General features: G+C 68.0%; 7 protein-coding genes. All 7 read left to right on the top strand.

The window, feature by feature from the left end; all coding sequences use genetic code 11:
• The first annotated feature begins 240 nt into the window (after window positions 1-240).
• The 7 genes from pilG to ACUDTM_RS07930 all read left to right on the top strand — a co-directional run bounded on the left by pilG (window position 241) and on the right by ACUDTM_RS07930 (window position 12,248).
• Window positions 241-642, top strand: coding sequence for a twitching motility response regulator PilG (gene pilG, locus ACUDTM_RS07960; RefSeq protein ID WP_005418455.1), 402 nt, complete (start codon window positions 241-243; stop codon window positions 640-642).
• 18 nt (window positions 643-660) lie between these two features.
• Window positions 661-1,023 (top strand): response regulator, encoded by a 363-nt coding sequence (locus ACUDTM_RS07955; RefSeq protein WP_005410717.1) that lies wholly within the window; start codon window positions 661-663, stop codon window positions 1,021-1,023.
• Complete coding sequence (locus ACUDTM_RS07950; protein WP_005418454.1) at window positions 1,023-1,553, top strand: chemotaxis protein CheW; 531 nt, start codon at window positions 1,023-1,025, stop codon at window positions 1,551-1,553. Before ACUDTM_RS07955 ends, ACUDTM_RS07950 begins: the two co-directional genes overlap by 1 nt.
• Window positions 1,554-1,594: 41 nt before the next feature.
• Window positions 1,595-3,631, top strand: a complete 2,037-nt coding sequence (locus ACUDTM_RS07945) for a methyl-accepting chemotaxis protein (RefSeq protein ID WP_049415562.1) — start codon at window positions 1,595-1,597, stop codon at window positions 3,629-3,631.
• A 100-nt stretch (window positions 3,632-3,731) separates the two neighbouring features.
• Window positions 3,732-10,463, top strand: coding sequence for an Hpt domain-containing protein (locus tag ACUDTM_RS07940; protein WP_188240733.1), 6,732 nt, complete (start codon window positions 3,732-3,734; stop codon window positions 10,461-10,463).
• A complete protein-coding gene (locus ACUDTM_RS07935; protein WP_088496837.1) occupies window positions 10,450-11,787 on the top strand; it encodes a chemotaxis protein CheB in 1,338 nt (445 codons plus the stop codon). The genes ACUDTM_RS07940 and ACUDTM_RS07935 overlap by 14 nt, the downstream gene beginning before the upstream one ends.
• A complete protein-coding gene (locus ACUDTM_RS07930; RefSeq protein WP_005418442.1) occupies window positions 11,784-12,248 on the top strand; it encodes a chemotaxis protein CheW in 465 nt (154 codons plus the stop codon). Before ACUDTM_RS07935 ends, ACUDTM_RS07930 begins: the two co-directional genes overlap by 4 nt.
• Window positions 12,249-12,253: the final 5 nt, after the last annotated feature.

Below are 12,253 nucleotides of genomic sequence, written 5' to 3'. Positions count from 1 at the left end.
GGGCGCACCTGTCAGGCAAGGCGTTGATGGTAGCGGCAACGCCGGTCGCGCGCCTCCCCGCCATACTGCAACGCAGCGTCCGCCCGGCGGTCGCGCACTCATTGCGAAACCCGTCACGTTCAGGAGGGGGCCATGCCCCGCGCCGTGGGGCGGCCTTGAAGCGGGCGCGGAAAGTGCGATATAGATACGCTTTCGCAGCGGCCCCCGCCAGAGATCGGGCCGTGCGCTTGGGGATAGGCAATGACTGAAAACACGACTGCGGGCGGGGAACTCGCAGGACTCCGGGTGATGGTCATCGATGACTCGAAGACCATCCGCAGGACTGCGGAAACGCTGCTCAAGCGCGAAGGCTGCGAGGTGGTCACCGCCACCGACGGCTTCGAAGCGCTTGCCAAGATCGCAGACCAGCAGCCGCAGATCATCTTCGTCGACATCATGATGCCGCGCCTGGACGGGTATCAGACCTGCGCGCTGATCAAGGGCAACCAGCTGTTCAAGGCGACCCCGGTCATCATGCTGTCGTCCAAGGATGGCCTGTTCGACAAGGCGCGGGGACGCATCGTCGGCTCGGAGCAGTACCTGACGAAGCCTTTCACGCGTGAAGAACTGCTGGGTGCCATCCGCACATACGTCAACGCCTGACCAGGGGGGAAAGGCACAATGGCTCGTATCGTCCTGATCGAGGATTCACCGACCGACCGCGCGGTGTTCACCCAGTGGCTGCGCCGTGCCGGCCACGAAGTGCTGGAAGCGGACAACGCCGAGGATGGCCTGCAGCTGGTCCGCGACCAGGTGCCGCAGCTGGTGCTGATGGACGTGGTCCTGCCCGGCATGAGCGGCTTCCAGGCGACCCGTGCGATGGCCCGTGATGCGGCGATCAAGCACATCCCGGTGATCATCGTCAGCACCAAGGCGATGGAAACCGACAAGGCCTGGGGCCTGCGCCAGGGCGCCGCCGATTACATCGTCAAGCCGCCGCGCGAGGATGAACTGATCGCGCGGATCAACGAACTGGTGGCCTGATGCGCTCGCCCTTCGACATCCTTGAAGCCTATGAACGGCGCAGCCTGGCCCATGCGGTGCAGCTGCCCGGAAAGCAGTTTGCCCAGGACCTGTGGCGTGGCGTGGGTTTCCGCGTCGGCCAGCGCCGGCTGGTGTCCGATTTCCGCGAAGTGGTGGAAATCGTACCGATGCCGCCGGTGACCCCGGTACCCTGTGCGCAGCCCTGGCTGCTGGGCGTGGGCAACCTGCGCGGCAACCTGTTCCCGGTGGTCGACCTGAAGTACTTCCTGGAAGGCACGCGCACCGTGCAGCAGGAAGGCCAGCGCGTGCTGATCATGCGCCAGGCCGGCGGCGACGTCGCACTGACCATCGATGAACTGTTCGGCCAGCGCAGCTTCGAGCTGGACCAGCAGATCGAAGCGGGCACGTTGGCCGAAGGCCGCTACGGGCATTTCGTCGATCGTGCTTTCCATGCCGACGGCCATGACTGGGGCGTGTTCTCGCTCTCGCTGCTGTCGCGCACCCCTGAATTCCGGCAAGCCGCGGCCTGAGGCCGGGCATCGCCCCCTGCATTGAAGATCGAGGTTGAACGATGAGTACTGCTTCGGACGCCACCAAGACCGGCAAGCTGCGGCTGGGCGGCAGCAACCTCTGGCTGTTCCTGCTGCTGGCATCGATGATCCTGTTCGGCGTCAACACCGGCGTCGCCACCTGGCAGGGCAGCCGCCTTGCCGACGCCGGCTCCAAGGCCGCCGACCTGCAGGTGCTGTCGCAGCAGCTGGCCAACCAGGGACGTGACGCGGTCGGCGGCAACGCCCAGGCCTTCACCGCCTTCAAGGCCACCCGCAACGCGATCGAGCAGAACGTGTCGACCCTGCAGGGACGCTACGGCAAGGAGCCGGGCGTAGCCGGTGCCATCGCCACCCTCGGCGAGACCTGGGCGCCGCTGGGCAAGCAGGCCGGGCAGCTGGTGGCCAGCGAACCGGCCGTGCTGGCGCTGGCCGGCAACGCGAACAACTTCACCGGCGCAGTGCCGGGCCTGCAGGCCCAGCTGAACGAGCTGGTGCGTGCGATGTCCGCTTCCGGCGCGCCGTCGTCGCAGGTGTACAGCGCGCTGCAGCAGGTTGTGGTGGCCGGTTCGATGGCCCGCCGCGTGACCGAAATGCGTGCCGGTGGCAGCGCCGCGGCGACCTCCGGCGATGCGCTGGCACGTGACATCACCGTGTTCTCGCAGGTGCTCGACGGCCTGCGCAACGGCAACGAGGAACTGGGCATCACCGCCGTGCGCGGTGCCGCCGCCGTGGCCGCGCTGGAACAGTCGCAGCAGAAGTGGGAAGCGATGAAGCAGGACGCCGACGCGATCCTGGCCAGCTCGCGCCAGCTGTTCGCGGCGCAGTCCGCTGCCACCGCGCTGGGCCAGGGTTCGGCCCACATGCTGGATGACAGCCGCAAGTTGTTCGACGCGTTCTCCTCGTTCGGCTCGGTATCCGACACCCGCCTGTTCCCGAACTTCTGGATTGGCGTGGTCTCCGGTGCGCTGTCGCTGATCGCGATCATCGGCTTCGTCTCCACCAACGTGCGCAGCCGCTCGCGCGAGCAGGAACTGCGCTACCAGACCCAGGTGGAATTCAACAGCCGCAACCAGCAGGCGATCATGCGGCTGCTGGACGAAATCTCCTCGCTCGGCGAGGGCGACCTGACGGTGAAGGCCTCGGTGACCGAGGACATGACCGGCGCGATCGCCGACGCGATCAACTACGCGGTCGACGAGCTGCGCCACCTGGTGACCACCATCAATGACACCTCGGCCAAGGTCGCGATGTCCACCCAGGAAACCCAGGCCACCGCCATGCAGCTGGCAGAGGCCGCAGGGCACCAGGCCAACCAGATCACCTCGGCTTCGGACCGCATCGGGGAGATCGCGGCGAGCATCGAGCAGGTGTCGCGCAACTCGGCCGAGTCGGCCGACGTGGCACAGCGCTCGGTGGTGATCGCTGCCGAAGGTGCCGGCGTGGTGCGCGAGACCATCCAGGGCATGGACCAGATCCGTGACCAGATCCAGGAAACCTCCAAGCGCATCAAGCGCCTGGGCGAGTCGTCGCAGGAAATCGGCTCGATCGTGGAACTGATCAACGACATCTCCGAGCAGACCAACATCCTGGCGTTGAACGCGGCGGTGCAGGCCGCGTCGGCCGGTGAAGCGGGCCGCGGTTTCGCGGTCGTGGCCGACGAAGTGCAGCGCCTGGCAGAACGCACCTCGGGTGCGACCCGACGCATCGAAAACCTGGTCCAGGCCATTCAGGCCGACACCAATGAAGCGGTCACCTCGATGGAGCAGACCACGGCCGAAGTGGTGTCTGGTGCGCGCCTGGCCGAGGACGCCGGTACCGCGCTGACCGAGATCGAACGCGTGTCAAACGCGCTGAACACCCTCATCAAGAACATCTCCATCGCCGCCCAGCAGCAGTCGGCCGCCGCCTCGGACATCACCCGCACCATGGGCGTGATCCGGCAGATCACCGGGCAGACCTCGCAGGGTGCCGGACAGACCGCCGAGTCGATCGGCCACCTCGCGCAGCTGGCGGCGGACCTGCGCCGTTCGGTCGCCGACTTCAAGCTGCCGGCGTGACGCGGGCAGGGCGGCGAGCAAGGAACCAGTCGATGAAGCATTTCCATTCCCCACGCCAGAACTCGCGCGGCCACCGCGCGGCGGCGAACGGAGCGCGTCCATGAGCAGTCTGCGCGATGCGATGAGCCACGCAGCGCTGGGCTGGGTAAAGCCCGAGCTGGACGAGACCCTGCGCCAGGTGCGCAACGAGGTCGAGTACTACGCCGAAGACCCGACCGATGCCAGCCGCATGCGCATCTGCGCCGGCTACCTGCACCAGGTGCAGGGCACCCTGCGCATGGTCGAGCTGTATGCCCCGGCGATGGTGGCCGAAGAACTGGAGCAGCTGGCCAATGCCATCGGCGCCGGTCGCGTGGCCGACCGTGATGAAGCCTGCGCAACCCTGATGCGTGGCAGCGTGCTGCTGCCCGACTATCTGGAACGCCTGCAGAACGGCCATCGCGACATTCCGATCGTGCTGATGCCGCTGCTCAACGAGATCCGTGCGTCGCGCGGCGAAGAAGGCGTCACTGACAGTGTGCTGCTGGCCTTTGCGCCGGAGAGCGTCACCGCCACCGAGGCCGAGCTGGACCATGCCCGTGGCAGCCTGAGCGGACGCAACCGTGAGCTGCTCGACACGGTCGGCAGTGCGGTGAAGGAAGAACTGCTGCGCATCAAGGATGCGCTTGACCTGCACCTGCGCACCGGTGGTGCGCCGGAACAGCTGCAGACCCAGGCCAACGAGCTCGGCGCCGTGGCCGATACGCTGGGCATGATGGGCCTGGGCGTGGCCCGCGGCGTGGTCGTGCAGCAGCGCGATGCGCTGCGCGGCGTGGTCGAAGGTCGCCAGCAGATTGACGAGAACCTGCTGCTGGATATTGCCGGTGCACTGCTGTACGTCGATGCCTCGCTGGACGACCAGGTTGCCCATCTGGGCGCCGGCGGCAGTGGCGAGGACGATCCGAGCGCGGTCGAGAACCGGCGCACGGTGGAGGTGCTGGCGCATGAAGCCATCGCCAACTTCGCCGCTGCCCGCGAGCATTTCGTCGCCTTCATCGAAACCAGCTGGAACCATGCCGAGCTGCAGGATGTACCACGCCTGCTGGGCGATGTGTCCGGCGCGCTGCGCATGCTCGACCTGGGTACCGCCGCCGATTACCTGCGCGGCGTGCAGCAGTACATCGAGGCCGAACTGATCGGCCGCCAGCGCGTGCCCAGTGGCCGCCAGCTGGACACCCTGGCCGATGCCATGGCCAGCCTGGAGTACTACCTGGAAGCCCTGCGCGACCGCCGCCCGGGCCGCGAGGACATCCTCGAAATCACCCGCAGCAGCCTCGAGGCTCTGCGCTACTGGCCGCTGCCGGAGCACAATGCCGTCGCGCCGGACGCGCCGGCACTGCTGCCGGTCGAACGTGAGCCGGTTGCGTTGCAGGCCGAGCCCCTGCAGCCGGAGCGCGTCGAGGTTCCGGTGCAGCCTGCGGCGCCCGCTGCCGGCGACGTGCCGGTGCCACTGCCGGACTTCACCTTCGATCCGCCGCCGGCCTCGCCGGCGCCGATGGTGTCCGACAACCGCCTGATGTTCGGCGCACTGGGCACCGTGGCCGCCGTGGCCGCCAGCAAGGCTGATATCGATGCTTCGCCGTCGCCGACGCACGACGATGCGGGGGCATCGCTGGTCTTCGCGGCGTCCAGCGCACCTGCGCCGGATGTCCCGCAGTGGGAGCTGGCGCCGTTCCATCCGGAGGCCGACGCCATCGTGCCTGCCGATGACGAGCGCAGCCCGACCTTCGCCAGTTTCGATCCGGTCAGCTTCGAACTGGCTGACAGCGGCCCCCCCGGTGCACCGCAGTGGTCGCTGTCCGAGGCGCCGCAGATGCTTGAGGACACCGCAGCGCCTGTGATCGATGAGAGGACGGACGCGGTGGATTCCTCCGCGACCGCTTTCGATGCTGCACCGGTATTCGACCCGGTGGCGGCCGAACAGGATGCCGTGGCCGACGACGTGGTGTTCCGCTTCGATGCCGACGCGCTGGACAACGCTGACGACGTGCTGTCGCTGCATGCGATGGAAACGCTGTCGCTGGACGATGACGCCGCGTTGCATCCTTCGCTGGAGATCGTCGATGCCGTCGTCCCGCCGCTGGCCGATGTATCGCCCGCAGTGCTGGCCGAGGTGGATGAGGCCCCGGATGACCTGCCGGCAACGTTGATCACGCCGCCGTCGATCGAAGCGCCCATCCCGGCAGCGGAAACCTCGGCGCCGGCCGTGTCGGTGATCGATATCGACACCATCGCGCCGATCGATTTCAGCGAGGCCGACGCCCAGTTCTTCGCCGAGTTGAGTGCGGCCGCTGCCGGCTTCAATCCACAGGCGATGGCCGCTGCGGCAGCGCCGGAGGCGGTGGATTCGGCCGTTGCCGGGACCGATGCCGACACCAATGCGGGCTTCGACGCTGGTTTCGACGACGATGCCGAGAACATCGACGAGGACATCCGCGAGGTGTTCCTGGAAGAGTTCGACGATGAGCTGGCCAATCTCGGCACGCTACTGCCGGCATGGCGGATGCAGCCGGACAACATGGACCGGCTGCGCCCGATCCGCCGCATCTTCCATACCCTCAAGGGCAGTGGCCGCCTGGTCGGCGCACGCACCCTGGGTGAGTTCGCGTGGAAGATCGAAGGCATGCTCAACCGCGTGCTGGATGGCAGCCGCGCTGCATCCCCCGCCGTGCTGGCGATGGTCGACAACGCGCATGCGGCGCTGCCCCAGCTGAACGCGGCGCTGCGCCATGGCCAGCGCATCAGCGTCGACCTGCAGGCCATGCAGGCCATCGCCGATCGTGTCGGTGCAGGCGAGGAAACCTACTACGTCCCCCTGCCTGGGGCCACTGCACCGGTTGCACCGGTGGCCGAAGCCGAGGGCGAAGACGAGATCAGCCGCATTCTCGACGCGGAGATTGCCGCTTCGGCGCTGGCCGATACCGCCGAGGAGGCCGAAACCACCGGCACGCCGGCCAACATCGACAGCGTGTTGCGCGAGATTCTCGAGGCCGAGGTGGAAGTCCACCAGGCCACCCTGCAGGACTGGCTGCGTTCGGCGCAGCAGGCACCGCAGCCGGTCAGCGACGCACTCCTGCGCGCAGTGCACACCATGAACGGCGCCTTCGCGATGACCGAAGTGCCCGAGATCACGGCTGTAACCGGCGGTGCCGAGTCCTACATCAAGCGTGCGCTGGCCGCCGAGGTGGTGCCGAATGATGAAGGCGTGGCCGCGCTGGATGCGACCGCGCAGGCGATCACCGCCACCATGGAAGCGCTGCAGGCCGAACAGCCGCGCATCGCACCGCAACAGGTACTGGCACAGCGCCTGCAGGCGCTGGCCAGCGAGTTGCCGGAAGCGCGCTGGCCGATGGTGGGCCTGGAGGACGACGAAGCCGAGCTGGCGCTGGATGACAAACCGACGGCGGAATGGGATGCGGACGCCTCGGCAGCCATCGCGCCTGAAACCGATGCGGTACCGCCTTCGTCCGTCGCGCCGGAGCAGGAACCGCAGGCAGTTGCCGATGTCGCCGAAGCCCCGGTCGAGGATGCTGCGATCGAGGGCGAGGGCGGGCTGGAGGTCGGTGAGCTGACCGCCAGCGACGATCTTTCGCGCTACTTCGATGCCGGATGGCCGTCGGTACCGGGTGAGGGAGCGGCGTCGCTACCGGTGGTCGAATCGATCCAGGTGGCCGACGATGTTCCGGGCGTTGAGGTAGACGGTGTCGAGACGGAGGCCGAAAGCGCGCCGCTGTTGGCCGACGATGCCGGTTTGACCGTCGTGGACGATCTGTCGCCGTACCTGGATGCCAGTGCGCTGCCGGTCGACGACCGCGATGCCGAAGAGATTCCGGATGCTGTCGAAGCCGTCGCATCTGACCTGAATGCGTCCTCGTTCGATCACGTGCACGTCGCTGACCCTGAGGCATTCGAGACGCCTGCTGCACTGCCACTCGACAGCGAGCTGTCGAGCCTGCAGGATGAAATGGCTGCGCCGGGGTTTGCAGAACCGGTCTCGCTGGACGCCGCGCTCGAGGCCGGCCTGCACGTGATCGACGAAGAGCAGCCCCTGGCCGACGACGGGCAATGGTCCGTGCTCGGCCTGCAGGCCAGCGAACTCGCGCCGGGCGAGGCGGAAGCCTTTGCCGAGGATGCGGACGTCGGCGGGGAGGCGGCGATCGGTGAAGGAGAGAGCGCCGATCAGCCGTCCCCGGCGACGGTGAATGAGAAGATCGCGGAGGCCGCAGCGCCGGCCACCGCCGAACCGGTGCGGTTCTTCGAACTGGAAGACGCGCCGGGCCAGGTGGAAGTCCACGCCGAAGCTGCCGATGCCGAGGCCGATACCGCGTCGGATGCCCCGGCCGTTGGCGTGCCTGACGCCGACGTGGCTGAAACCGTGGCACCCGACGTCCTTGACATCCCGGTGCCGGAAGACAGCGCCGATACGCTCGACTTCAGCGTCTACGATCGCGAGCTGGTCGACATCTTCGTCGAGGAAGGCAAGGACCTGCTCGACCACTGCGATGGCCTGATCAGCGAGCTGCGCGATGCGCCGCAGGACCGCGAGGTGCTGGCCGGCCTGCAGCGTGACCTGCATACCCTGAAGGGTGGCGCACGCATGGCCGGCATCAACGCCATCGGCGATCTTGGCCACAGCATCGAATCGTTGCTGGAAGCCGTCGCCGCTGGTCGCACCGAGATCGAACGCCGCGATGTGCAGTTGCTGGAGCGCGGATTCGATCGCCTGCACCAGCTGCTCACCCGCACCGGTGACCACCGCGTGGTGGAACCGGCGCAGGACCTGGTCCACGCGTTCGAAGTGCGTACCACCACCGATATCGCTGCGGCGGCTGCTGCAGCCGCAGCCGCAGCCAACGTGCCGAGCGTCGCAGAAGCCACTTCTGCACCGGTTGCCAGCCCGGCGCCGGCACTGCTCGACGCGCCGCTGTCGGCACCGCTGCCGGCCGAAGGCGTGGTCGATGAAGATCCGCTGGCACGCCCGCAGCAGGAACAGGTGCGCGTGCGCGCGGATCTGCTCGACCGCCTGGTCAACCATGCCGGTGAAGTGGCGATCTACCGCTCGCGCCTTGAGCAGCAGCTCGGCGCGTTCCGTGGTGCGATGGGCGAGCTGGAGCGCACCAACGCGCGACTGCGCGACCAGCTGCGCCGGCTCGACCTGGAAACCGAAGCGCAGATCGTCGCCCGCTACCAACGTGAGCAGGACCAGGCAGACCAGAAGTTCGATCCGCTGGAGCTGGACCGCTTCTCCACGCTGCAACAGCTCAGCCGTGCGCTGAACGAATCGGCGGCCGACCTTGGCGGCCTGCAAGGGGTGCTGGACGATCTGTCGCGCCAGTACGATTCGCTGCTGCAACAGCAGTCGCGCGTCAGCTCCGAGCTGCAGGACGGCCTGATGCGCGCGCGCATGGTGCCGTTTGATGGCCTGGTGCCGCGCCTGCGCCGCGTGGTCCGCCAGTCCGGCATGGATACCGGCAAGCAGGTGCACCTGACCCTGGAAGGCACCCACGGCGAACTGGACCGCAATGTTCTCGACCGCATGGTCGCGCCGCTCGAACACATGCTGCGCAACTCGGTGGCCCATGGCCTGGAAGCGCCGGAACAGCGCCGCGCCGCCGGCAAGCCGGAAGAGGGCGAAGTTGCCATCCGCCTGCACCGTGAAGGCTCGGAAATCGTGCTGGAAGTGGCCGATGACGGTGCCGGCCTCGATCGCGAAGCGATCCGCCGCCGCGCAATCGACCGTGGCCTGTTGGCCGCCGACGCGCAGCCGAACGATCAGGAACTGGACAACCTGATTTTCGCCTCCGGTTTCTCCACCGCCGACCAGGTCAGCCAGCTGGCCGGTCGTGGCGTGGGCATGGACGTGGTGCGCAACGAAGTGCGCCAGCTGGGCGGCTCGGTCGACATCCAGTCGGTGCGCGGCCAGGGCGTGCGCTTCACCCTGCGCCTGCCGCAGACGCTGGCCGTCACCCAGGCGGTGTTCGTGCAGATCGGCGAGACCACCTTCGCCGTGCCGGTGGCCTCGGTCAGCGGTATCGGCCGCCTGTCGCGCGAACGTTTCGAGGCCGCCGACAGCAGCTACCGCTACAGCGGCGAAGACTATCCGTTGTATGACCTCGGCAGCCTGGTCGGGCAGGCCCCGGCGCGTGCCGATGGCCAGGACCAGGTGCCGCTGTTGCTGGTCCGTGCCGGTGACCTGCGTGCAGCCGTGGCGATCGACCAGGTGCTGGGCAACCGCGAAATCGTGGTCAAGCCGGTCGGCCTGCAGATCGCATCGGTACCGGGCATCTACGGTGCCACCATCACCGGCGATGGCCGCGTGGTGGTGATCCTGGACGTCGCGCCGCTGGTGCGCCGCTTCCTGGCCAATCCGACGGCACCGGTGCTGGCCAATGCGCCGCGCGACGAACGCCAGGTGCCGCTGGTGATGGTGGTCGATGACTCGCTGACCATGCGCAAGGTGACCGGCCGCATCCTCGAGCGCCACAACTTCGAAGTCAGTGTCGCCCGCGATGGCGTGGAAGCACTGGAGCGGTTGGAAGAGCGCGTGCCGGACCTGATGTTGCTGGACATCGAGATGCCGCGCATGGACGGCTACGAGCTGGCCACTGTGATGCGTGCCGATCCGCGCTACAGGGATGTGCCGATCGTGATGATCACCTCGCGCAGCGGCGACAAGCACCGCCAGCGTGCCTTCGAGATCGGTGTCCAGCGTTATCTGGGCAAGCCGTACCAGGAACTGGACCTGATGCGTAACGTGTACGACCTGCTGGGGATCGCCCGTGTCCGTGAGTGAAACCCATCCGGCCCCGGCCGTCGCCCTGCTGGCCCGCCCCGGTGCGGCGCGTGAACGCCTGCGCGAGGCACTGGCGCATGCCGATGTACAGCTGGTCCTGGAAGATGATCCGAACGGCCTGGAGCCGCAGGTCCTGCAGGCCGCGGATCCGCAGTTCGTGGTGATCGCGCTGGAAGCTGCCATCGAGGACGCACTGGAACGGTTGGAATCCGCGCTCTCGGCACCGGGGCTGACCCTGGTGTTCGATGAGGCTGAGCTGGCCGCCCGCCGCGACGGCTGGGAGGCGCAACGTTGGGGGCGCCACCTGGCCGCCAAGCTGCACGGCCACCAGCAGGTGTTGCCGCCGGGCGCCGAAGAAGAGCCCAGCCTGCAGCTGGAGCCTGGTCATCCGGCGCCCGCGCCGGCGCCGCAGGAAGAAGCCCTGCGCACGCACCTGGAACAGGCGCTGAGCTGGGCCGATGACGTTCCGGCCGACGGCCTGTATTCGCCACCGGCAGACCTGCACGAACCGATCGCGCTGGAGCAGGCCCTGGCGGCGCTGCAGCCGGTCGTGCCCGAGCCTCTGGATCCGCCTTCGGCGCCGCAGGCACTGGCCGAACCGGCGGCGCCCGCGACACCGCCGGTCTCCTTCGATCACACCGCCTGGTCGCTGGTCGAGGAATCGATCGAAGCACCTGTATCGGCAGAAGCCGTGGCGCCGGTCGTCGCGCCGCAGCCCTCGTTCGATACCGATCATTTGAGCCTGGTCGATCTGGATGCCGCCGCCCCGGCCGGTGCGCGTGCCGCATCGCTGCTGGTGCTGGCCGGCATCGGTGGCCCGGATGCGTTGCGTCGCCTGCTCGGCGCACTGCCTGCGTCGTTGAGCGTGCCGGTGTTGGTGCACATGCGTCTGGATGGTGGCCGCTACGGCAACCTGGTCAAGCAGATGTCCCGTGTTTCGCCGTTGCCGGTGCAGCTGGCCGAGGCCGGCCAGCACGCGGTGCCGGGCGAGGTGCACGTGCTGGCCGATGATATCGGCGTGCGCGCGGCCAGCGATGGCCTGCATTTCCAGAGCGATGCCAACGGTATTTCGCTCGCTTCGCTGCCGGCCGAACACACCGCACTGGTGCTGCTCAGCGGTGCCGACCTGGCCCACGTAGGCCCGGCGCTGGACCTGGCGGCCGCCGGTGCGTGGGTGGCCGGGCAGGTGGGCGAGGGCTGCTATGACCCGGCGGCGGCCACCGCCGTGGTGGCTGCCGGCATGGTGGCCGGTGAACCGCAGGAACTGGCGCAGGCAATTGCCGCGCGCTGGGGTGAGCAGGACGACAACGGAGACGCACCATGAGCTATGCCAGCAATGACGAAATCCGCGGCGTCCTGATCCAGGCCGGCAACGAGCGCGTGCTGCTGCCCAATGCCACCGTGGCCGAAATGATGTCGCGCGTGCCGGTGCAGCCGGTCTCCGATGCGCCGCGCTGGCTGGTAGGCGAGATCGGCTGGCACGGCTGGCAGGTGCCGCTGGTGTCGTTCGCGCGCCTTTCGGGGCTGGGCGAAGAGACGGTGGCCGGCCACAACAAGGTGGTGGTGCTGAAGTCCCTCAGCGGCAACGCGCAGCGCCCGTACTACGCGCTGCTGACGCAGAACTTCCCGCAGCTGATCTCGGTGCCACGCGATGGCCTGCTGGCCGACGCCTCCGAAGAAACCCTGCCGCAGACCGTGCACATGCGCGTGCTGTTGGGTGAGCAGAGTGCGCTGCTGCCGAACCTGGACGCGTTGGAAGCGGCGCTGGATTCGCTCGCCGCCTGATCCAC

It is taken from the genome of Stenotrophomonas maltophilia group sp. vghtpe118 (assembly GCF_052605195.1).
Note: the sequence above shows the minus strand (reverse complement) of the source record. Positions and strands in the feature narration are given on the sequence as shown.